The organism is Thermococcus paralvinellae (assembly GCF_000517445.1).
GTDB lineage: Archaea > Methanobacteriota_B > Thermococci > Thermococcales > Thermococcaceae > Thermococcus_B > Thermococcus_B paralvinellae.
The window spans coordinates 1,111,209-1,133,890 of sequence record NZ_CP006965.1 but is presented as its reverse complement, the minus strand read 5'-3'; the positions used below and the strand labels follow the sequence as shown (position 1 = coordinate 1,133,890).

Sequence of the window (22,682 nt, the reverse complement as noted above, 5' to 3'; positions counted from 1 at the left end):
TATAACTATTTAAGATTTTCGAACATGCTTGTTGGAACTAAAAAATAAAATAACACGAGCTGGAAGATCACTATACCTTCGCTCAATAATCTCCACAACTCACAGCCATCTCGGCTTAAGCCCTATCCATTGGCGCATCTTTTCATAAGCGATAATCCTTGGAATGTTGCCCTTCTCTGCTGGTCCTGGATTTTTCATGTAGAAAGCATTGACTTCATAAACCGTTCCCCACTCCTTCTTCTCAACAGCAATTTTTCCTAGTCTGACTAGGTCAACTAATAGTCCAGCCAAAGCTGGGCTGTCGTTGATTCTTCCAGTTATGACAAGCTCATCAAGGGCTCCGTTGAAGCTGACATACTCAATGTGCATTGCGATGAACTTCTTATCTCCAAGGGGTTCAAGGAATCCAGTTGGCTTGATGTAGTGCGGTGCATCGTAGCCTAAAATATCCTTCACCACGCTTGACTTTGTGTATTCTTTGCTCTTGTTTCTCTCTTTGTCTGTCAAAGCTAAGAAGTCTGTGTTTCCACCGATGTTAAACTGGGCAATGTCCTTAACATATCTATTTCTCTGAGCTAAATGAGCCAAGATGTCAGCTGTCAATGGTGTTGCACCAGTTGCACCGTCGTCTCCAAAGATGACTAAGTTGCTCTCCTTTGCAAGTTCAAGGAATGCATTGTCGTTTGCTATCAATGTTGGAATTGCATTTACGAAAGCCGCTCCACCTACTTCTTTTGCATACAGCGAAGCAGCATAAGCGTAAACTTGTGTCGCTGTTAGTCTTTCTCTGTTGTCATTTTCTATGGCTTTGATTAGCTCTTCTTTGCTGTTGAACGGCTTAAATGCCTCAGTTGTACAAACGTTGACAATGACATCTGGCTTGAGTTCCTTCCACTCCTCAACAATCTTTTCTACAGCTTCTTTGAGAGTCATCTTGTCTTCCAAGCCTTCAGCTTCAATTGGCAGGTTGCGGAGGCTTCCCAAATGAATGCCCTTCCTCACTACAACGTTCTTGAGGCTCTCCGGGATTTCGTCTTCCCAGTATCTCTTGACAACTTCGTAGAGGGGTCTTCCAATCTTGCTCTTATCAACATCATAAGAACCTACAATCTCAATGTCCTCTACTTTTATTGGTAACTCATTTGCCAGTGGAATTCCGTAGTAGCCAAGGTCTCCTCTTTTGATTCTTTCAACTCCTATTGCAAATATGCTCCCAACATATCCCTGCCCAAGTATAACAACCCTCACCATTTCTACCACCTCCTTTTCTTGCTGTTAATTATTTTATAACTATTAAATAGTTTTTGGTTGTGAAATCTTTAATAATAATATAATATCAAGAGTCCTCGTCTAGCAAATTTGAAAGCTCCAGAGACTTGTTAAAACTCGAATATACGGGGAGATATGTTGTAATATAACAAGGAAAAGCTTCCAAATATTTATTAATATTGGTGGATTTTTAAGGATTTCGCACATTTTATGCTGAATACTACTCATAGGAGTGGAGTAAATCCTTTCTAAATCTTCCAAAGTCCATAAATTTTATAAATAACAAAAGCTAACTAAAATATGGCCCTAATTTACCTTCTTAAATAACCCTTTTGGAGCCTTTTCGGCTCTAGCTTTTGAAAACTGCTAGTGGGTGATGACAATGAAAGCAAGAGCTGTATGGTTAATTGCAATATTGCTTCTTGGAGTGATTGCCAGCGGTTGTATCGGCGGCGAGAAAGAAACAGCAACTCAGACACAAGCTCCTTCTGCAGAAGTTCAACTTACTGGAGACTTTACAAAGGATGTAATTGCAATAGGAAAGGTTCTTGAGCAAAATGGAATTAATGAGGTCAAGTTCTCTGCATGGGGTTCAGGTGACCCCAACAGTGTCATGAGAGTCTATGGTATTGTCGAAGCTGCAAGAAGGATAAACAAGGTTTGGGAAGAGAATGGAATTAAAGTGAAAATTGTGATTACAGACACACACTACGTTGCCTCCTTCCAAGATGCCTACAAGGAGTACCTCAGCAAGCAACCACTGGGACAGGCTGGAGACTTCTTTGTGAACTCCTATGCGTTCCTTCCAACACTGGCAGATGAAGGCTACATTCTCGACATAACGGACTATGCAAACGCCTACAAGAGTGTCATTGATGACTTCTATCCATCACTCATAGAGGCTTCAAAGTTCAATGGAAGGCTTTATGGCCTGCCACAGGACACTGAGGCAAGGCCACTCTACGTTAGAAAAGACGTTGCTGCAAAGATTGGACTTGATGTGAACACCCTTCCCGAAAAGGTGAAGAATGGAGAGTTCACATGGAGCGACGTCTATTACTGGGCTAAGAAGGCTAAAGAGAGCGGTGCTGCTGAGTGGGGATTGATTCACAGAAAGGGTTCAGCCCACCCAGACCTAATACAGTTCATCTTCGCCTTTGGTGGAAAGCTCTATGACGAGAAGACTGGAAAGCTCGTCGTTGATGTTCCAGCTGTGTATAAGTGGCTCTATGTTGAGTGGAAGTTTGCTCAAGATGGCTTGCTTCCAAAGGACATAATGAGCTGGGACTGGGCTAAGCAGATTCACCCAACAATTGTTGAGGGTAGAACTTTATTCGACATTGGTGGAACATGGTACTGGACAGAGTGGCAGACCAAGCAGTACTATGCTAAAGGCGGTGGGGAGCCAAGAGGACTCAAACCCGAAGAAGTGAAAGAGTGGTTCGCTTATACTTTATTCCCAGCTGGTGAGAAGGGAGACAAGCCAGTAACACTCAGCCAACCCTTCGTCTGGATGATCAACTCAAAAGCTGGTGCACAGAATCCAAAGTATGACGAGCTTAAAGATGTTTACCACAAACTTGCATTCCTCATGCTCATAAAGGCAAGCGACCCAGACATCAACGCAATCCACAGTGTTATCTCAGCACACCTCCCAGTTAGAAAAGAGGCAGCAAAGCTTATCAAAGACGAGAAGTGGCTCAATGACTTAAAGAACCTCAACCTCGATTTGGATCAGACAGTTAAAGACAACATAAAAGACATTGTCCAAGCAACAGTCAACCCAATCAACGCTCAATTCCTCGCAGATGTCAGCTACATGCTTGAATACACACACTTAGCTCCAGCTCATCCAAAGTACCCAGCACTGGCAGACATCTTCAAGGAAGCAGTTGACAAGGTTCTCAGAGGAGAAATGACACCAGAAGATGGAGTTAACTACATCATCCAGAAAGTTAAGGCAGACCCAGAGCTTGCTCAAAATGTCGAAATCGTCGGAGAGATTCCAAAGGACTGGAAGTTCCCACAGTGAAGAGGTGAGAACATGAATAAAATCAATAGGGAGAAGTTTACAGCCCTTTCCTTTTTTCTTTCTCCAATGATTTTGATGGTTGTGCTGTTTTACTTAGTGCCTTTAGTTATGACCGTTTATATAAGCTTCACTCGAATGAGAAACTGGAACGTTGAGAAATATCTCACTGAATTTGTCGGATTCTACAACTATCAAAGACTGCTTTACATGTTCCAGCACGACCCAACTTTTAAGGCTGTGATTTTAACAACTGTGGTTTTCGTTGGGATTACGCTCATCATTAACGTTTTTGGAGGTTTAGCGTTAGCTTTAGCTACTTTCTTCATAAGTGAAAAGCCAGCTTCAAGTTTTAGGCTCCTCTGGCTTCTGCCAAGAATGTCTCCAATTGCCGTTTACAGTCTTGTCTGGTATTATTTCTTCCATGGAAGTGAAATTGGAACATTAAATTCAATTTTAATGAAGCTTGGTATAATTTCTCAGCCAATTCCCTGGGGTCAAACTGTACCTTGGGGAGCTTGGAGCATAATCATTTTTGTGAATGGTCTTGTTGGTGTGAGCTTTGGTATGATAGTCTTCACATCAGCCTTAAATCAGATTCCAAAGGAGCTTATCATTGCTGCGAGAGTTGATGGTGCATCAGCTTGGGAAATCTCAAGAAAAATCCTAATCCCCCTCACAAAGTGGCACTTCCTTTATGTTTTAACGTGGCAGTTCTTAAGTTTGCTCACAACGTATCCGCACATCTTCCTCCTAGTCCAGTGGGACTTGGTAAACAGAGACTATGGAACTACCCTAGCATTATACGTATTCAACACAGCATTTGGGAGAGGAGAGCAAGACCAAGGATTAGCAGCAGCGGCAGCAGTGATTTTGTCGATTATTGGTGTAATAGGGGGATTCGTGACTTTAAAAGTTTTGCAATTTGAGAAAATGATGAAAAGGCCAAGAGGTGACTTCTGATGAAGGACGTAGAAACAAGGCCAAGCAAGTATGAGTGGGTAATCATCCTTGCAATCCTCTTCGCAAGCTTGCCTTTGATCCTTGGCTTTTCTCTATTAGTGCTTTCAAGCTTCAGCAAGGAGATGGTCACTAACTTAGATTTGAGCTCATTCCGCTTTACTTTGGAAAACTGGATTAATGTGTTCCAAGGGAAACTAGCTACAACGGGTGGAATAAGGACTAACATATTGAAAGTTACATTCAACACGCTTGTAGTTGCCTTAGGAGTGGCTGGAGTTGTAACTTTCATCAGCGCTTTGTCAGGCTACTCACTCTCAAGAATTGATTTTAGAGGAAGAAAGCATATGATGGTTCTGCTCTTAATCTTGCACGCTTTCCCAGGTGTGGCTTTAATTGTTGGCGTCTATTTGCTCTACCGCTTAACCTTCCCACAGAGTCCGGATATAATAAGGCTTTATTCCTTCTTTTACGTAATCTTAGCGAGGGCAGCTCTCGAAATTCCAATGTCTGTCTGGCTAATGAAGGGCTTCTTTGACACAATACCATGGGAATTTGAGTGGTCGGGCATAATTGACGGAGCCTCAAGGATAAAAGTCTGGTGGAAGATTATGCTGCCTTTAATCAAGCCTGGCATATTGGCAGTCGCTTTGTTTGCATTCTTGGCTGGCTGGCAGGATATAATCTACGTGAGAACTTTCCTCATTGACCAGACTTTAGCAACATTCATTGAAGCAAACATTGAGGCTGAGTATTCCCACATGCCCCTAATAGCTGCTGCCGGAACTCTCTATCTGCTCCCAACGATAATATTCTTCCTTACGGCACAGCAAATATTACTGCAAGGTTATTCGGGTGGAATCAAAGGTTGAGGTGGTTGAGATGGTTAAGATTATCCTCAAGGAGATAACCAAAAAATTCGGAGACTTCACTGCTCTGGATAATATTAATCTGAAAATTGATGATAGAGAATTCATGGCTTTATTGGGACCTTCAGGAAGTGGAAAATCTACCCTGCTCTACACAATAGCCGGAATTTACAAGCCGACGAGCGGGAGAATTTACTTTGACGATCGAGATGTTACAGAGATTCCACCAAAAGACAGAAACGTTGGCTTAGTCTTCCAGAACTGGGCGCTATATCCACATATGAAAGTTTTTGACAACATAGCATTTCCCCTTGAGCTGAGAAAAGTCCCAAAGCAGGAAATTGAAAAGAAAGTGAGAGAAGTCGCAAAGATGCTTCACATCGAGAACTTGCTTGATAGATATCCCTGGCAGCTCAGCGGTGGTCAGCAGCAGAGAGTTGCAATAGCAAGAGCTTTAGTTAAAGAGCCGGATGTCCTGCTCTTGGATGAGCCTCTGAGCAACTTAGATGCTCTGCTTAGAATTGAAGTTAGAGCTGAGCTGAAGAGACTGCAGAAGGAGTTAGGCATTACGGCAGTTTACGTTACTCACGACCAAGCTGAGGCATTGGCAATGGCCGACAGAATAGCTGTGATTAGGGAAGGGAAGATACTCCAAGTAGGGACTCCAGATGACGTCTACTACAAGCCAAAATACAAGTTCGTTGGAGGATTCCTTGGAAATCCGCCCATGAACTTTGTTGAAGCGGAGGTTGAAAATGGCTACTTAAGGGTTTACGAAAGCAGGATACCTGTTCCTGCTCAGTATAAGGAGCTGATTGAAAAGCTCGACATAAAGGAAGTGCTCCTTGGATTTAGACCGCATGATGCAGAGGTTGTAAAGGGCATCAGTGAAGGATTAGTTGGGGAAGTTTACTCTTTCGAACCTCTTGGGAGGGAGCAGATAGTTACTGTTTCAGTAAACAGTGGAGCATTTGTTAAAGTGTTTGCACCAGAGGGAGAGCACTTCACATTTGGAGAAAAGGTAACAGTGAAGATTAGGGAAGATAGAATCGTCCTGTTCGATAAAAAGACAGAGAAAGCGTTGGAGTTTTTGGAGGAGTAACGGGGGAATCAGGATTCTTCATGTTCCCATTTACTTTTAATTTTCTCTTAGCCGGATATATTTAAATCAGTGAAACTTTTAAATGAAAAAAGCAACTCTTGTGTTTAGTAAATAATGCATTTGCTACAAACCCATATCCAAAATTTTCCTTACTATGAACATGGGAACTTAATTGATAGTTCATAGTTAGCACAACCGAGGTGACAGTCCTTAAGATTAGATTATGCTTGGTATAATACACACTTCATGACAATAATCAAAAGAGAAAAAGTAAAACATTAACTCCATCTGCTTGTCTTTGCTTCTATGTAGACCCCAACTGGAACTTTCATGTTGCATGTTCCTGAATGATATGTATACCTACTAATCCTAGTGTTGAGATAAACTGTTTTGTTATGTCCCCAAGGGTTTGCACCTCTATTTTTTATTCCACCATAAACCTCAAGTGAATCTGATGTTTCATAGTGGAATGATACTGAAAGCCCAGAAGCCCATAGAGGAACTGGTCCAAAAGCAGCGGCTAAAGCACCAACTGGTATCCCAAAACCAAAGCTAAAAGTGCATGATCCTTCATTGTTAAAGAGTTCTCCAAGATATATCTTTTCGTTGATATTAAGCCTACCCACGTAATCAAGTGTTGTTCCATAGTAGATTTTGCTCATGACACTATAGGGTGGAAGAGAATTCTCTCGAGCTCCTCCAATTATTCTGCTTCCTGAAGTTTTGACTTCCCTTATTCCCTCTTGGATTCTTTCATAGCCAGTGGGAGTACATCTATTTAAACTCCCAACACATCTGTACTCTTTTTCATGAAGATGGAAGGGTTTTGCCTTGATATAGATATAACCTGATTTGCCTGGTTGGATTAGCATGTCATCTCCAAATCTCAGTCTCTTCCTTATGGTGTAGTATTGTCCGCTGTAGATATCCAGAGATGGAGTATCTTTTTGGGAAATTTTATATCCATATCCAAAAGTGTAGTCAAACCTGCTGTATCTGTTTCTCACAATATCTACCCACGCACTTAGTGTAGGTCCATTAGAATTCTTGTTTTTGACTATCAAGATTGGAACCTCTATGTAGCTTGTAGGTCTCCAGGATAAGCTCCAGTCTGTTCTCCATATGTAGAAATGTCTGTTTGAACCAAGTGGAGTGACATCTTTGGGCAATGACTCAGATGCTAGCTCGTGAACATTAATTTTTACAGTTTTTCTCAATCCCATTGTCTTAACTTTTTTGTGTTGTAGTTCACTACAGTAAAGCCTCTGTAAAGCTGGTTATGTTCATAATCGAGAATCCAGACTGAAATTACCAAAGCTGTGTCAATCCCCTCTGGATGTACTTTGTTCCATTCTCGAAGTACTGTGCTAAAATCTTTACTTTCAGCTGACAACTTGATAGTGTTTCCCTTTTTCAAGAAGCCAAAGAAGCGTGGCTTCTTAAGGCTACCGTAAAATATGGTTTTGTAAACTTCCTCTCCTTCGGGCAATAGAGCATCTATTTGCACCTGAACCTCAACGTTCTTTGAGAGTTCTGTAAGCGGCTTTCCTTCTTCATCTACAAAGACTAAACTTATGGAATTTCCAAGAAACGGCAACGCCTCGGCTGCTGTTGTTGCTATCACTAATACTGTCAATACCAAACCCAGTATCTTCCAACTCTTTCTCTTCATGATGTTACCACCACTAGTATAATACAATTTGAAGTTTTTAAATTTTTCTATTAGATATCGTGATAGTTACACTTATGTGCATTGTTCTTTAACTTCCAAACCAGCCAAACTGTCGCCGCTATTCTAAGATTTGCTAAGATCGCTAATAGAGCAAAGAGAGCTTTTATTTGCCCAGCTAAGCAGAATAACATTGTTAGGAATATCCTCTCGTCCCTCTTTCCGATAAGGTATCGCATTGTGGGGATGTCGCTGTAAATGTCGCTTCCATATGCTGCCTTATAGCGCTCCGTTGAATAGCTCACCATTGCAGAGCCAAAGATTGCTGTCACAGCTATTGCCCACCAGAGCGGTTCTTTAATTGTAACATAAGCCAATGTGAGCAGAAATGCAAAGTCTACGTATCTGTCAAGAATTGAGTCCACATAACCACCAAATCTGCTCGTCTTCATGCTTGCACGTGCAATCTCCCCATCAACACCGTCAAGAATAGAGCTTATTTGGTACGTAATCCCAGCCAAAGGGACGCTGATAAAATTCACTAGGGCTGATAAAATGCCAAGCAAGAAAGTTACAACGGTCATCTGGTTTGGAGTAACATAATCAACGAGGAGAGTGCTTATTCTCGTGGAAATCTTTCTGTTCAAATGCCTCGATATGAAGCCATCTCCACTCCCTTTTACAGAGGTCTGAACTATCAGCTTCCTGGCTTTTTTAATATCCTGTGGAGTGTCAATGTCCATCCAGAAAAATCCACTCACAAAAGTTACTTTGAGCTTTGCTTTTTTTACAATCTCACTCAGCTCGGCTTTTCCTTTTTCTGACAGAATTTCATCAGCAACCTCAAATATCTCGGGAGTTAAGACAAAGAATCCAGTATCAATAGCATCAAACTCCTTGAGGTGCTTTCCAATGTCTTCCACACGGTTATCTTTGATTTTAACCTTTGTTGCCTCATCAATGCTAATATATCTTGGCGCTTCATCAACTATTGGCCCCTCTCCTTCTGCTGCTTTCACAAGAAATGCCCTCTCATAAATATGATCACTCATCACAAGGATGAACCTTCCATCAACCCAATCTTTGGCTAGATAAAGGGAATATCCATTGCCTTTCTCCGGATGTTCGTTTATTATTATTCGAGCATTAAAGCCGTTCTTCTCAGCAAATTTCCTAAATTTAGTCTCATATTTTGGATTTGTGATGATTATGAACTCCCTAACGCCTAGTTCTTGGAGAACTTTCATAGTTCTATAAAGGATTTCTCTCCCAGCAACTTTTAGAAGGCCTTTGGGAGTTTCTTCAGTTAGCTTTCCCAACCTTGTTCCAAGTCCAGCTGCAAGAATTACTGCCTTCTCTGGAACCATTGAATCACCCCCAAGCTTTTTTAAGATGCATTGAGAATCTTATTTTGATACCATCATTAAATTCACCAAAGGTTAATTTAAAACTTTCGGGTGGGAATATGAGGATAGCGGCTTTATTTTCGGGAGGAAAGGACTCAACTTATGCCTTATATTGGGCAATGCAGCAGGGATTTGATGTAAAATATTTGGTTAGCATTCACTCTAAAAGTGAAGAGAGCTATATGTATCATGTCCCGAACATTCATCTAACAGATTTGCAGGCTGAGGCGATAGGAATTCCCCTAATCAAAGGGTACACTACTGGAGAAAAAGAAAAGGAAGTTGAGGACTTAAAGAGGGTTCTTGAAGGCTTGGACATTGATGGAGTTGTTGCTGGAGCTTTGGAGAGCGAATACCAGAGAGTGAGGATTGAGAGGGTTTGTCATGAGCTTGGGTTGAGAAGCTATACTCCCCTGTGGCACAAGAACCCAGAAATGCTTTTGAGGGATATGCTTCATGCCGGCTTTGAGATTGTGATAGTTGGAGTATCTGCTTACGGTCTGGATAAGAAGTGGCTTGGAAGGATTATTGATGAAAAAGCCATTGAGGAGCTTAAAGAGCTGAACAGAAAATATGGCATTCACATTGGAGGGGAGGGCGGGGAATTTGAGACCTTCGTTAAGGATGCGCCGTTCTTCAAAGCGAAGATAGTTTTTGATGATGTTGAGAAAGTTTGGGACGAATACACCTATTCAGGAGTTTTGGTTGTTAAGAGAACTCATTTGGAATGGAAATAGGGGTTTGTCAATAGCTTTATTTTTTGAACTGTCGATTCTAATTTTGGTGAGACCACATGATTTTTGTTGGCACCTGTGGCTTTTGTGAAGCAAGAAAGAAGTACTTTCAAGATTTTAAGACAGTTGAAATTCAGCAGACTTTTTACCGAATTTTGGAAGAAAAGACCCTCAAAAAGTGGAGGAGCGAAGCACCTGAAGGATTTGTGTTTTCAATCAAGGCTTTTCAGGGAATAACACATCCAGCCAATAGTCCAACGTGGAGGAGGAGCAACGTTAAGCCAAGCAAAGATGTTGGACTTTTAAAGCCCACCAATGAGGTCTTCAAGTATTGGGAGATAACACTCAACGAAGCAAGAATTTTGAACGCAAGATTCATTTTAATTCAGCTTCCCAAAAGTTTTAAGGAAACCGAAGAAAGCTTTGCCAATGCAGAAAAGTTCTTCTCAAAGATAAGCAGGGACATTGAGATAGCTGTTGAGCTTAGAGGCTGGAGCGAGAAGGGGATAAAGAAATTCGTGAGAGAATTTGATGTCATTGATGTAACAGACCCTCTCATCAGAAAGCCGCTCCACAGAGGAGACATCAATTACTATCGCCTTCATGGGGCATACGAAAACGGAAGGATAATTTACAAGCACAAATATACTGATGAAGAGCTTGAAAAGATTGCAGAACGAGTGAAAGAGTGGAACAAAAAGGAAAGCTACATTTACTTTAACAACGTCTATATGTGTGATGATGCGAAGAGATTCAGAGATTTAATATAAGAGATATGGTGTAAGGGTGTCAGAACCACGAGGCTTCATCATCACATCAGCCAAGGGTGGGATCATCATCTGAAGCCTCGGACAGTACCTCCATCATCACCCCTCAGGTCGGATCCAGCTCCTCATCGGCCGAATCCAGGCTTCCTAACATTCAGCACTTCTCTATTCACAAGTGTCGACGGAACTTCACCTTTAGCGAAGGCTATCAAATTCCTTGCAACAAGCTCTGCCATTGCATATCTTGCTCCATAAGTTGCACTGCCTATGTGGGGAGCGAGAGTTACATTCTTCATCTTGAAAAGCTCCTCATTATAGTAAGGTTCTTCTTCAAAGACATCTAAGCCCGCTCCAGCAATCCAGCCCTCTTCGAGAGCTTTAATCAAGGCTTTTGTATCAACAACCTTTCCTCTTGCAATATTGACAAGTATTGCCGTTGGCTTCATGAGCTTAAGCTTCTCCTCGTTTATCATATGGTAGGTTTCATTTGTTAATGGAACTGCTAAAACCACGAAGTCGCTCTCCCTAAGCAGCTCATCTAACGGTTTAAACTCAGCTCCAAGTTCCCTCTCTTTTTCAGGCTTTCTTGTGCGAGAATAATAAAGGATTCTCATGTTAAAGCCTTTAGCCCTTCTCGCTATCGCCTGCCCTATTCTTCCAAATCCTATTATTCCGATTGTCTTCCCATAAACATCATAGCCGAGATACATGAGCGGATGCCATGCAACTCCCCTTTTCTTCCATTCCACACTCCTCACAAATTTATCTGCATCAACTAAATGCCTTGCTGTTGCTAAAAGCAAAGTCCAAGCGAAATCCGCTGTAGCTTCGGTTAAAACGTCTGGCGTATTGGTGACATAAATTCCTCTTTTTGTAGCCTCTTCAATGTCAATGTTGTCATAGCCGACAGCGTATTGGGCAATGATTTTAAGCCTTGGAGCATTGTCAAAAATTTCTCTGTCAATTTTGTCGCTCAGCAGAGTTACTAAGGCATCAACATTTCTAACTTTCTCAAGCAGGACGTCTCTCGGGGGCTCATTTTCATCTCTCCAGACTTCTACCTCATAATACTGTTTGATCATATTGATTCCAGTCTCTGGAATTTTTCTGGTGATGAACACCTTGGGTTTCTTCATGGTATCACCACTCTTATATTTTCGCTTGTACTTTTGTATGGGCAAAATATTAATATCATGATGATATATATCTTAATGCTAAGATTCTCATTGGAGGGGTTATCATGGACTATAATAAATTTTTGGCTGGAAGGGCCAACTGGATTAAAGGGTCAGCACTGGCAGAAGTTATGAAAAAAGCTGCAGAGCTCCAGAGCAAAGGGAAGAACCTCATCTCTTTAGCTGCTGGAGATCCGGATCCTAATTTAATTCCAAGAGAAGTTTTGGGAGAGCTTGCAAAGGAAGTTTTGACTAATATTCCCAGCTCTGTCATGTACACCCCAGCAAATGGAATTCCTGAACTCAGAGAAGAGGTTGCTAAATTCCTCAGAAAGTATGAGCATATAGAGGTTTCTCCAGGAGAGATAATAATAACTGTAGGAGGCACTGGAGCTCTTGATTTGCTTGGAAGAGTTCTTATCGATCCTGGAGATGTTGTAATCACTGAGAATCCGAGCTACATCAATACAATACTGGCGTTTGAGCAGCTTGGGGCGAAGGTTGAAGGGGTTCCTGTTGACACTGAGGGCATGAAAATAGACATTCTTGAAGAAAAGATTAGAGCACTCAGATCTAAAGGACAAAAGCTGAAGTTCATCTACACAATTCCAACAGGCCAGAACCCTATGGGAGTAACAATGAGTGAAGAGAGAAGAAAAGCCCTCCTTGAAATCGCGAGTGAGTATGACCTTTTAATAGTTGAGGATACAGCATATAATTTCATGAAATACGAAGACAGGGAAATAAGACCATTGAAGGCGCTTGATAAAGAGGGAAGAGTCATTGTGGCTGGAACACTGAGTAAGGTTCTTGGAACAGGTTTTAGGATTGGGTGGGTAATAGCGAAAGGAGAGATCAGGGATAAAGTTCTGATGGAGAAGTCTCCAATAGACTTCTGTGCTCCAACAATTTCTCAATACATTGCCCTGGAATATTTGAAGAGAGGATATTTTGAGGAATACCATCTAAAAAGAGCACTCCAAGGTTATAAAGAGAAACGAGATGTCATGATAAACGCTCTCCAGGAACATCTGCCTAATGCAGAATTCACGAAGCCAATAGCTGGGATGTTTGTTATGCTGTTTCTTCCAGAAAATGCCGACGGAATGGCCTTTGCAAGTGAGCTGATGGAGAAGAAAGGAGTTGTTGTGGTTCCAGGAAAGCCATTTTACACAGATGAAAGTGGAAGGAATACAATAAGGCTTAACTTCTCAAGACCAAGCAAAGAGGACATTGATGAGGGTATAAAGAGGCTTGCAGAACTCTATAATGAGGAATTCTAAGGTTTCGATATTCTTTTAAGCTTTCCTTTCAACTTTTTCCCCATGAAAGCTCAAGGCTACATTGAAGAGATGAGCGATGAAGGTTTAGGTGTTTTAAAGGCTGAAAAACCAATTTATGTCCCTTATACTGTTGTTGGAGACTTTGTGAAAGTTTACAAAACAAGAAGGAGATTTGGGAGGATTATAGCTGAGAGGTTTGAAGTTACTGAGTTTTCTCAACTCAGACAGACTCCAAGATGCATGCATTTTGGAAAGTGTGGAGGCTGCTTGTGGCAGCACATCAAATATAAGGAACAGCTAAAACTCAAGCAGGAAACCTTTAGGAGAATTACTGGCATAGAAGCTGAAGTCAAAGGCTCACCAAGACTCTTTGGATTCAGGAATTCAAGTAACTTCATTGTAACGACTCATGGAATTGGATTTAAGGAGTATGCCAAACCCTTAAGCATCGTTGATGTCAAAGAGTGCCCTGTCTTCTCAAACAAAACTTGGGATTATCTGAGGACTTTAAAGGAGTTTATGAAGGAAGAGAATCTTAAAGCCTGGGATTTAAAAGGGAAAAGTGGAGATGTTCACTACTTGAGCGTTAGAGAGGGCAAATCTACAGACGAGGTCATGATAAACCTTATAGCCCACATTAAGCCGAATGAAAAGCTTGCGGAAGCTTTTAGGGACTACTTCTCCTTTGCAGATTCCCTCTACTGGAGCTTTAAAGCCGATGAAAGAGATGACCCAAGAGGAGAGTCACACCTTATAGCTGGGGAACCTTACATCCGCGAAAGGATTGAGGATGTGGTTTATCTAATTCACCCGAACAGTTTTTTCCAGGCAAATTCTTATGCCCTGCCTTTGTTGTTGAAAGCTGTTGAGGGCTTCACAGAAGGTGAGAAAGTTCTAGACTTATATTCGGGAGTTGGAACCTTTGGAATCTGGCTTGCTAAGAGGGGCTTTAAGGTTGAGGGAGTTGAAGTTAATTCCTTTGCAGTTGAGATGGCGAACAAAAACGCTGAACTCAACGGTGTTGATGCGGTTTTTAGAATTGGGAAGGCGGAAGAAACGCCAATCGGAGATTACGATACTGTTGTAGTTGATCCTCCAAGGAGAGGGCTTAAGGAAGTTGCGGAGCTCTTGGTAAAGAGCAACATTGAGAACATTATTTATGTTTCCTGTAATCCAAAGGCTTTCAAGCTTGACTATGAGAAACACTTAGAGAAGGCTTACCAGATTGAAGATGCTGTTTTAATCGATATGTTTCCGCATACGCCGCACGTTGAGGCTGTTGTTAAGCTGGTGAGAAAAGTTTAAATAGTTCAGGCTTGATTATCATAATCATGTATGAACAATTTGTGAACCGTGAAAATGAGCTTGAGGCATTGAGAAAAGCATACATCAGCAGAAGAAAGGAGCTTATAATTGTTTACGGACGCAGAAGAGTGGGAAAAACCGCTCTCGTTCAAAAATCCGTGAAGAGTCTTAACCATATTTATTTTTTCGCCGAAGAAACACTTGAAGAAGAAAATCTTCTGATGTTCAGGAAATTAACTGCTGAAGTTCTTGGAAATCCCATCATAGCAAAGGCAGAACTCTCGTGGGAGGAGCTTTTCGAGCTTCTTGATGGTTCAAATGTCATTGTGATAATAGATGAGTTTCCGAACCTTATTAAGTCCAACAGGGCAATAATCTCAAAGTTTCAAAAGATTTGGGACAGTTCAAAAAACCTTAAGCTCGTCCTCACAGGTTCTTCAATAAGCATCATGGAAAGCCAAGTTCTCGGATACAAAAGTCCGCTCTATGGAAGGAGAACTCTCTCAATAAAGCTTGAACCCTTAAAATTCTTCCATCTGCGCGAGTTTTTCCCTGAAAAAAGCTGGGAAGAACTCGTTAGAATTTACGGCATAACAGATGGCATCCCGGCTTATATAAAGGAGGTTCAGTTCAGGCTGAGCGCTGGAGAGAAGCTTGAAGGGGTATTCCAGCCAAATAAACCCCTCTTTGATGAGGCGGAATTTTTGCTTAGAACAGAACTGAGAGAGCCGGCGCGCTACTTCGCAATACTCAAGGCAATAGCCTTTGGCAAGACAAAGTTCGGCGATATAGTGAGCTTTACGGGTTTGCCAAGTTCGACGGTCTCCCAATATCTCAGCAACCTCCAGACCCTTCACATAGTCGAGGAGAGGCATCCTGTTGGGGAACCCGAACGGAGGAGGAACGCACGCTACTACCTCAGCGACCTCTACTTTAACTTCTGGTTCCGCTTTGTCTACCCCAACCGCTCTCAGCTTCTTGAGTTCGGATATATTGAGAACTTTGAGGAGGAGTATAACCAGTATTTGGGCTTCGTTTTCGAAAAGGTTGCCGAGCAGTTCCTCAGGGAGCTGAACAGGAGGGGAAAGCTCCCATTTAAGTTCACGAAGATCGGGAAGTGGTGGCGTAAGAATGAGGAGATTGACCTTGTTGCGTTGAATGAGCGAGAAAAGAGGGCGTTATTTGTAGAGGTGAAGTGGAAGGAGCTGAGCGAGAGGGAAGCGAGGGGGATCTTGAAGGACTTGGAGCGAAAAAGTGGGCTAGTTGGGCTGGACGATTGGGAGAAAAGCTATGGATTGGTTGCTAAAAGGATTGAGAGGAAGGAAAGGTTAAGGGAGGAGGGCTGGCTGGTCTGGGACTTGGAGGATTTCGAAAGGCTTATTGGAAAGAAGGACGAAAAATGAAGACATGGAATGTGTATATGCCAGATGAAAAAGCTGAAGATCTTTTGAAGATGTTGGAATAGGCACAGGAATTAGATACATAAAATCTCTGTCAGAAAAAGACTATAGGGGATGTTAGGGCGGAGATTTATAACCTATGAGAAAATAAAAAATCAAAGCGCCGCCCAGAACGGGTCTTCTCTTGCCTTAACCTTTGCAATCATTTTTAAAGCTTTTATATCGGTCTCGTCAAGCATGTCTCTAAGCTCCTTTACGAGCCTTATCGCGTCGTCTCTGCTTAGATCAACATAGAGAATCTCTCCGGGATGGATATGCCTGCCCACTATTGCTCCATCTATGGCTATTGCAACAGCTTCTCCCTTCTTTGCCTCTTGGAGGAAGTCATTCTTGGATTTAATAGATTTTATTGTTCCGACCTTCTGTCCGTTTTGCTTTATCAATGTATAGCCGGGCTTAATTCTCCCCTCAAGAACCTCAACACCAACTATTGCCGGATGACTTCTCCTGAAGACGTAACGCTCATCTGGGAACAGTCTTATAACACCTGGAAATATTGTCTTAGCTAGCAGTTCTTTTTTCCTCTTCTCTTCTTCCGCTTTTACCCATGCTTCGTAGTCCTCAATTATCTTATAGATAATGTTTCCAACGAAGATGGGAACACCCTTGGCTTTCGCAATTTCCTCTGCATCTTCGTTAACTTTGACGTTGAATCCGAGGACAACGCCGTAGAGAGGCTTCTCCTCTTTTACACTTAAAGCCTCCATGACGTCGGTTTTGCTTATATTTCCGACATCAGCTTTTCTAATTGGGATATTTTTCTCTTGGAGCTCTTTGCTTAACGCTTCAAGGCTTCCAAGGGTATCAGCCTTAACTATTACACCAACCTTATCAGTACTTATGACAACGCTCTTAATCTGGTTAAGAATCTCCTGCTTCGCTTTCTCGATTTCCTCTTCGCTCCTGCATGCTATCACTGGTGAACCTGCTAAGGCTTCTTCAAGGTTTGGAGCTGCTATCTTAACACCCGCTGCTGCAACAACTTCATCAACTTGATCAAAGCGGAATCTTGGATCTCTAATCTCATCCAAGGGTTTTGGCTTAAGCAATGCCCTGATTTTTGTTACAATTGCCTTATCTTTTCCACCGACCACTATGGTATCGTCTTTATGAAGGGTTCCATCATAGATTATGACGTCAATAGTTGTTCCTAATCCCGGCTCCTCCCTAACCTCAAGGATCGTTCCTCTCGCTGGACCCTCGACCTCAATCTTGAGCTTCTGTTCTAGGTATTTCTGAGATAAACCAGCTATGAGGACTAAAAGCTCTGGAACGCCTATTCCATACTTGGCTGAAATTGGAACGATAGCCAACTCACGTGTAAAGTCCTGAACCCTATCAAACCTGTTCGCCTGGAAGCCAATCTCATAAAACTTTCCAATAAGCTCCCAGAGCTTTGTTTCAAGCTCCTGTACAGCTCTCTGATCTTGCTTTTTGATGTTTACTAAGAATGGTTCCCATTCTTGAATTTTCCAGCCCTTGATTCTGTCAATCTTGTTAGCAGCGACTATGAAAGGCGTTTTATATCTTCTCAGGATTTCAATGCTCTCAATGGTCTGGGGTTGAAAACCCTCATTTATGTCTACAATGAGAATGGCTAAATCAGCTAAGCTACCACCTCTCGCTCTCAAACTTGTGAATGCCTCGTGACCGGGAGTGTCAATGAACAGCAAGCCAGGAAGCTTTATCTCGCCCTTCCAGAGCTTTAAGAGAGGTCCAGCAATTTGCTTAACAACATCAATAGGAACTTCAGTTGCACCTATGTGTTGGGTTATTCCTCCCGCTTCCTTACCAGCAACATTTGTTTTACGGATTTTGTCAAGCAGAGTCGTCTTACCGTGATCAACATGACCAAGAACAGCTATAATTGGTTGCCTAATTCTTTTCATTTTCCCCACCTTCTTGTCGTTTTGTCAAATTATTAAATGAGCGTCAACTTAGTGTAGGCTCCAAGCTAATTTAAAAAAATGGCTTTTAAAAGTTTGGTAGAAAAGAAAATTTACTCAATCCACTCCCCTTTCTCTTTATCCCAGTGCGTCTTGTAGAACCAGTCGGCAGCTTTTGAATATTCAAAAATTTCTTCAGGCTTGAAGTAGAGGCTTATTTCTCTCTCTGCGCTCTCTGGGCTGTCACTTGCATGGACAACATTGTAAATTGCATCTCCAACATCCAAGCCCAAATCACCTCTAATTGTTCCGGGCTCTGCGTCTTTTGGATCAGTTGCACCAGCCATCTTTCTCACAACGCTGATAGCGTAACGGCCTTCAACGACCATAACAATACTGGGAGCCTTTGTTATGTAGTCAATGAGAGCATTGAAGAATGGCTTCCCTTTGTGTTCCTCATAGTGCTTCTCTGCCAGCTCTCTATCAATGTGAATCATCTTCATCCCAACAATTTTAAGACCTTTCCTTTCAAATCTCGAGATGATTTCTCCAATTAATCCTCTAACAACGGCATCTGGCTTTATTATTACTAATGTGCGCTCAACCTTATTGTCAGCCATTGGCAACACCAGAAGAGCTTAGCATGAAGTGTTAAAATGCTTTTTGGTCTAAAATAATAAAAAGCTTAAGAAAAACTTATTAATTTGCAGGGTTAATTTTGATAATTGCTTTTACAACACCTGGAACGGTAGAATCATGGGATATCAGTTCAATTTTTTGTGGGGTACCATCCCCTTTAACAATGATTTTCCATTCCATGTTCCCCTCTGAAGGCAACTTGTACATGTAGACTGTTTCTTTTAATCCTAATGTCATTAATAGCTTGTCTTTAAGAGATGGTTCTACTGGTATTAATATGTTGTGCTTAAGCTTAGAGTTAAGTGCAGCTAGTGGGTGGTTGTGCATAAACATTTCGACAGCTTTTTCTGGTGTAATACCATAGTTTTCCTCAAGTACTTGAGTTAAAGATAACTTTTTGCCATCTTCTAGCTCGACATATCCGCTTAATTTGCCGTTTTCTACTTTTGCATATGTTCTCATAACAAGTGTGCCATTTATGTAGTACTCTTCAAATACTTCAGCTGACATTGTTTTTAGATCTATCCATCCCCATCTCTTTCCACTACTTTTATATGCAAACTTCATGATCGCTTCCTTCGAGCCATTTACTTCTTTAATTTTGCCGAAATACTGATTGCTTTGAATAATTTCTGTGAATGAATATTTCTCTATTGTATTGATTCGTTCAGCTATTTTTTCGGAAGCGGGCATAGGATTGTACGCTAATGTAATTGCCACAGTTCCCGAGATTGCTAAAATAGTAATCAACAATATAAGGATGCTTTTTCTCATTGTCATCACCTCCTCAGATTTTCACCCATAGTAATAGTGTTTGTAGTGCCATCCTACTGTTAGTGTAGAGCTTGGACCATCTCTGGGATAGGGATAGTAGAAACTTTTTACAAAGGATACTTTGCTGAAATACGAGACATCACGAAATCCAGCGCTGTTCTCTACAGTCCCTATCGCTTGGCTGAAAATAAAGTATCCCAAAAATGGTATGAACAATTCGGTGCATCCTTCTCCCTGATACCAAGACGTTGAGTATGTTACAAGCTCTCCTTTAATTACAAATGTACATTTTGCGGCCAAGAGCCAACTGTCCTTGTGTCATAGAATGATGGCCCATCGTCCCATAGAACAACATCGTATGTAGAAGAGTATGCTGCTACACTTTCAAAAATACTTAGTATCCACAGTTCAATTACAAACAAAATTACCCATCTTTGCATTCGCCCCCCCCAAGGAGGATTTCAATTTGATATAAACTTACTGGAGATATTTAAGATTTTCGGATGAGCGATACTTAACAAAGTTGTGTTATTCCTATAGAATTTTATAACTACTTAGGAACGTAATACTGTTAGTGGATTAAAAAATAAAGAACAAAAAGCTCACCTTCTTCTGCTTCTTGCTCTCTGGAGCTTTGCCTCTTGGAATGCCTTTGTCCACTTGAGCTTTCTTGGGTTTCTGCCCATGAGGAAGTACTTTTCACACTTGCTTGAGCAGAAGAAGAAAACCCTGCCATCGTTTCTGATGAACATCTTTCCTGTTCCCGGTTCGAATTCTTTTCCACAGTATGAGCAGACATTCCACCTTGCCATTTACATCACCTTGCCTTAATCTCTCTTGCTTCTCTTTCGGTCTCTCTAAGAATTACAATGTCACCAACTCTCACTGGGCCTTTAATGTTTCTTCTGATAACTCTTCCCTTATCTCTGCCCTCTAAAACTCTAACTTTAACCTGAGTAACGCCACCCGTAACTCCAGTCCTTCCGACGATTTCAATAACCTCAGCAGCGTATCCTTCGTCGCTCATTCCTCACACCTCTATGATAGCTATAAAAAACCTCACCCAATGACCTTTAAATCTTTCGATGAATATGAATGTAAAGGGAAGGAGGAGGGAGCTCACTTCATAAGCTCCCTAACCTTCATAGCGATTTCCTCAACAAGCTCACGAGCCTTACCAGGCTCGATTATAGCAACGCTTGCCGCTGCAACTTCAATACCAGCAGCAGCTCCAAGCTCCTTCTTGCTTGGAACATAAATGTATGGAATTTCCTTCTCCTCACAGAGTGGTGGTAAGTGTGCAACAATCTCCTCTGGGTCAACGTCCTCGGCAATGATAACGAGCTTTGCTTGTCCTCTCTCAACAGCCTTTGTTGTCTCGTTTGTACCTTTCCTTATTCTTCCAGTGTCTCTTGCAATCTCAACAGCCTCAAGGGCTTTCTCAGCCAACTCCTTTGGAACCTCAAACTTTACATAACTTGGCTTTGCCATTTCACATCCCTCCAAACTTCATCGTTCATCGAGCTGTCAAGATAGCAAAGGAGAATTTAGTTTTTAAACCTTTCCCTAACAGACTTTGCTTTCGCAGAATCAAATGCTTACTCGCTAAAGTACGCTGGATTCTCTAAAAACTCAACAGAAAAACAGTTTGAGTGGCCGGCGGCGTCCCCGGTTTCCCGCCCCCTCTCGGAGGGCAGTACACCCGGGATCGCTGGCGGGCTTAACTTCCGGGGTCGAAACGAGACCGGGTGTAACCCCGCCGCTATGACCGCCGTACCGATACATACCTTCAAAGGAGGATTTATAAACATTTCGGTAAATGTTAAGTTTGATGGAGGATTATGCGTTTAAACTTCTAAAGTTTGCTGGGAGGCGGGAAAAGCTTACGCCGGCTAAAAGGGTTAGAGATTTCCAGAGCAAAATCCAGGGTTTAAAGAATGGTGAGCTTGTTGAAGTTCAAGGCTTTTTACTTCTTAGACAGCCACCTTATGCTCCAAAGGATGCTCTCTACTATATCCTCTCGCCTCTTTCCCCAAGCGAACTTAAAAAGGCTGAGTTAAGAACATATCTTGTTCTCAAAATCACCGAAAAAAGTGAAATTAATGCCAAATTTAAGAGCGGAGAATACGTAAAAGTCAGCGGAATTATCGACAGCTATTCATATGGAAACCTGCGTATGGTCCATGTTGAATCTCTTGAGAGTGCAGATTACTCTGATTACTGGCTCGAATATGAGGAAATGGCTCTAAGCAAGAGAGAACTTGAGGACTTGTTCATGAAAACTATATATGCCAACTATGACTTTGAGAAAGCGATAATCTACTCTCTCTTTGCCTCTCCAATAATTGTAGGCGCAAAAAAGAACTGGGGGGAAGGAGTTACTTTTTCAGTATTCAAGGATGAGCAAAAAATTATTCTATCAGTTTGGGAAGCTATGCACTATTTATCATCCCTTTTTCCAAGAGAGTTACAGCTGAGGAAAGATAACAAAGAAACTTTTGTTGAGTCAGAGCTCGATTTAGATTTCATTCTCTTTGATCCTAACAATACAAACCTGAAATACTATGTCCCATACAACAAGAAAATCCTCACAAGACAAATTCCTGCCCCAAACTGGGCTATTGAACATTTTGAAAACAAAAATGCTGTATTTTTGACACCAAAGAAATACAGCCTATTATCACCAGATGATCCATTAGCTTACTCATCTGAAACCCCATTCATCCTCAATGAACCTGTTGGTTATGAGAGAAATAGAGAACTCGAAGATTTGATTCCAAATGTTATTATAACAATCTTCAAAGAAAGGGAGAAAATAGCCTCACTTAGTGCTGGGGATGAAGTTATGAGAAAATTCAGGGACAGATTTGAGCGCTGGATAATGAAGAACCGCCATGAATATGGTGAAAAATTTGATGCCTTGAGGCTCAAGGGCATGATATTTGAAACAAACACACGTTACCTTTTGAGCGCTCATATTTTAGGTTCGATTGGTAGATTTGAAGGGAAAATTGATACAGGCATTATCCATGATGTCTTGCTTATAAATCAAGAGATTCTCGATTTATGGATGAATGAACTGCCAGAAAAAGTCATATTGAGGGCTGTGGGAACTTATGAGAGATACATTAGCGGGGATAAGAGGGCAAATACTGCACTGAGTATCTTCATGGACTTGGAAGCAACGTCTATTGATGGGATTGTCACTAGAGAGGAATTTTATAGAGCGTTGCTTGAATATGGATTTAAAGAGGCCTATGCTAAAGAAATCATAGAACGATTAATTGCAGAAGGCCACCTTTATGAACCCTTCTTTGGAAAGCTTAAAATGGTAAAGCCGGAGTGAAGTGGTTGA

General features: G+C 41.6%; 23 protein-coding genes and 1 rRNA gene. 10 read left to right on the top strand and 14 right to left on the bottom strand.

Translation table 11 applies throughout. From position 1 onward, the window contains the following. Positions 1 to 99 precede the first annotated feature (99 nt). The gene (locus TES1_RS06245; protein WP_042681163.1) at positions 100 to 1,251 is read right to left on the bottom strand and encodes an inositol-3-phosphate synthase; all 1,152 of its coding nucleotides are present in this window, start codon (positions 1,249 to 1,251) and stop codon (positions 100 to 102) included. 400 nt (positions 1,252 to 1,651) lie between these two features. On the opposite strand from TES1_RS06245, the gene TES1_RS06240 reads away from it, so the two are divergent. Genes TES1_RS06240 through TES1_RS06225 form a run of 4 tightly spaced genes read left to right on the top strand, consistent with a single transcriptional unit; the run spans position 1,652 to position 6,229 of the window. Then, a complete protein-coding gene (locus tag TES1_RS06240) occupies positions 1,652 to 3,301 on the top strand; it encodes an extracellular solute-binding protein (RefSeq protein WP_042681162.1) in 1,650 nt (549 codons plus the stop codon). 12 nt (positions 3,302 to 3,313) lie between these two features. Continuing rightward, entirely contained in the window at positions 3,314 to 4,261 is a 948-nt protein-coding gene (locus TES1_RS06235; protein WP_042681160.1) for a carbohydrate ABC transporter permease, read from the top strand. Then, positions 4,261 to 5,130, top strand: coding sequence for a carbohydrate ABC transporter permease (locus tag TES1_RS06230; RefSeq protein ID WP_042681159.1), 870 nt, complete (start codon positions 4,261 to 4,263; stop codon positions 5,128 to 5,130). The genes TES1_RS06235 and TES1_RS06230 overlap by 1 nt, the downstream gene beginning before the upstream one ends. Positions 5,131 to 5,140: 10 nt before the next feature. Further along, entirely contained in the window at positions 5,141 to 6,229 is a 1,089-nt protein-coding gene (locus TES1_RS06225; protein ID WP_042681158.1) for an ABC transporter ATP-binding protein, read from the top strand. 278 nt (positions 6,230 to 6,507) lie between these two features. Here TES1_RS06225 and TES1_RS06220 read toward each other — a convergent pair whose 3' ends face one another. The 3 genes from TES1_RS06220 to TES1_RS06215 are packed head-to-tail and all read right to left on the bottom strand — an operon-like array spanning position 6,508 to position 9,265. Beyond that, positions 6,508 to 7,452: a hypothetical protein gene (locus TES1_RS06220; protein ID WP_227738465.1), complete on the bottom strand. Its 945-nt coding sequence runs from the start codon at positions 7,450 to 7,452 to the stop codon at positions 6,508 to 6,510. Then, on the bottom strand, positions 7,443 to 7,901 hold the full coding sequence (locus TES1_RS11110) for a hypothetical protein (RefSeq protein WP_227738464.1): 459 nt from the start codon (positions 7,899 to 7,901) through the stop codon (positions 7,443 to 7,445). Before TES1_RS11110 ends, TES1_RS06220 begins: the two co-directional genes overlap by 10 nt. A gap of 50 nt (positions 7,902 to 7,951) precedes the next feature. Continuing rightward, positions 7,952 to 9,265 carry a bifunctional L-myo-inositol-1-phosphate cytidylyltransferase/CDP-L-myo-inositol myo-inositolphosphotransferase gene (locus tag TES1_RS06215; RefSeq protein WP_042681156.1) on the bottom strand — a complete coding sequence of 438 codons (1,314 nt, stop codon included), beginning with the start codon at positions 9,263 to 9,265 and terminating at the stop codon, positions 7,952 to 7,954. 98 nt (positions 9,266 to 9,363) lie between these two features. Here TES1_RS06215 and TES1_RS06210 point away from each other — a divergent pair, with 98 nt between their 5' ends. Further along, a complete protein-coding gene (locus tag TES1_RS06210) occupies positions 9,364 to 10,041 on the top strand; it encodes a diphthine--ammonia ligase (RefSeq protein WP_042681155.1) in 678 nt (225 codons plus the stop codon). 56 nt (positions 10,042 to 10,097) lie between these two features. Beyond that, on the top strand, positions 10,098 to 10,808 hold the full coding sequence (locus TES1_RS06205) for a DUF72 domain-containing protein (RefSeq protein WP_042681153.1): 711 nt from the start codon (positions 10,098 to 10,100) through the stop codon (positions 10,806 to 10,808). Positions 10,809 to 10,930: 122 nt separating this feature from the next. Here the strand turns inward: TES1_RS06205 and gyaR are convergent, their stop codons facing one another. Continuing rightward, positions 10,931 to 11,941, bottom strand: coding sequence for a glyoxylate reductase (gyaR, locus tag TES1_RS06200; RefSeq protein ID WP_042681152.1), 1,011 nt, complete (start codon positions 11,939 to 11,941; stop codon positions 10,931 to 10,933). A gap of 104 nt (positions 11,942 to 12,045) precedes the next feature. Here gyaR and TES1_RS06195 point away from each other — a divergent pair, with 104 nt between their 5' ends. The 3 genes from TES1_RS06195 to TES1_RS06185 are packed head-to-tail and all read left to right on the top strand — an operon-like array spanning position 12,046 to position 15,971. Continuing rightward, positions 12,046 to 13,263 (top strand): aminotransferase-like domain-containing protein, encoded by a 1,218-nt coding sequence (locus TES1_RS06195; protein ID WP_042681151.1) that lies wholly within the window; start codon positions 12,046 to 12,048, stop codon positions 13,261 to 13,263. A gap of 42 nt (positions 13,264 to 13,305) precedes the next feature. Continuing rightward, the gene (gene rlmD / locus TES1_RS06190) at positions 13,306 to 14,568 is read left to right on the top strand and encodes a 23S rRNA (uracil(1939)-C(5))-methyltransferase RlmD (protein WP_042681149.1); all 1,263 of its coding nucleotides are present in this window, start codon (positions 13,306 to 13,308) and stop codon (positions 14,566 to 14,568) included. Between the two features lie 26 nt (positions 14,569 to 14,594). Then, entirely contained in the window at positions 14,595 to 15,971 is a 1,377-nt protein-coding gene (locus TES1_RS06185) for an ATP-binding protein (protein ID WP_042682766.1), read from the top strand. A 152-nt stretch (positions 15,972 to 16,123) separates the two neighbouring features. On the opposite strand, the gene infB is transcribed toward TES1_RS06185, so the two are convergent. The 9 genes from infB to rrf all read right to left on the bottom strand — a co-directional run bounded on the left by infB (position 16,124) and on the right by rrf (position 21,103). Beyond that, on the bottom strand, positions 16,124 to 17,917 hold the full coding sequence (infB, locus tag TES1_RS06180; RefSeq protein ID WP_042681148.1) for a translation initiation factor IF-2: 1,794 nt from the start codon (positions 17,915 to 17,917) through the stop codon (positions 16,124 to 16,126). A gap of 110 nt (positions 17,918 to 18,027) precedes the next feature. Beyond that, positions 18,028 to 18,534 (bottom strand): nucleoside-diphosphate kinase, encoded by a 507-nt coding sequence (gene ndk, locus TES1_RS06175; protein WP_042681146.1) that lies wholly within the window; start codon positions 18,532 to 18,534, stop codon positions 18,028 to 18,030. A 79-nt stretch (positions 18,535 to 18,613) separates the two neighbouring features. Next, complete coding sequence (locus tag TES1_RS06170; protein ID WP_042681145.1) at positions 18,614 to 19,327, bottom strand: hypothetical protein; 714 nt, start codon at positions 19,325 to 19,327, stop codon at positions 18,614 to 18,616. Positions 19,328 to 19,348: 21 nt separating this feature from the next. Further along, positions 19,349 to 19,627 (bottom strand): hypothetical protein, encoded by a 279-nt coding sequence (locus tag TES1_RS10925; protein WP_144080601.1) that lies wholly within the window; start codon positions 19,625 to 19,627, stop codon positions 19,349 to 19,351. Further along, positions 19,603 to 19,767, bottom strand: a complete 165-nt coding sequence (locus TES1_RS10970; protein WP_158505955.1) for a hypothetical protein — start codon at positions 19,765 to 19,767, stop codon at positions 19,603 to 19,605. The genes TES1_RS10925 and TES1_RS10970 overlap by 25 nt, the downstream gene beginning before the upstream one ends. Positions 19,768 to 19,929: 162 nt before the next feature. Further along, a complete protein-coding gene (locus TES1_RS06165) occupies positions 19,930 to 20,139 on the bottom strand; it encodes a 50S ribosomal protein L24e (RefSeq protein ID WP_042681144.1) in 210 nt (69 codons plus the stop codon). 5 nt (positions 20,140 to 20,144) lie between these two features. Then, positions 20,145 to 20,354: a 30S ribosomal protein S28e gene (locus tag TES1_RS06160; RefSeq protein ID WP_013467393.1), complete on the bottom strand. Its 210-nt coding sequence runs from the start codon at positions 20,352 to 20,354 to the stop codon at positions 20,145 to 20,147. Positions 20,355 to 20,446: 92 nt separating this feature from the next. Then, positions 20,447 to 20,818, bottom strand: coding sequence for a 50S ribosomal protein L7Ae (gene rpl7ae / locus TES1_RS06155; RefSeq protein ID WP_042681141.1), 372 nt, complete (start codon positions 20,816 to 20,818; stop codon positions 20,447 to 20,449). A gap of 163 nt (positions 20,819 to 20,981) precedes the next feature. Next, positions 20,982 to 21,103: ribosomal RNA gene (gene rrf / locus TES1_RS06150) — 5S ribosomal RNA — on the bottom strand. Positions 21,104 to 21,158: 55 nt separating this feature from the next. On the opposite strand from rrf, the gene TES1_RS06145 reads away from it, so the two are divergent. Beyond that, positions 21,159 to 22,673 carry a hypothetical protein gene (locus TES1_RS06145; RefSeq protein ID WP_042681139.1) on the top strand — a complete coding sequence of 505 codons (1,515 nt, stop codon included), beginning with the start codon at positions 21,159 to 21,161 and terminating at the stop codon, positions 22,671 to 22,673. The last annotated feature ends 9 nt before the right edge of the window (positions 22,674 to 22,682 follow it).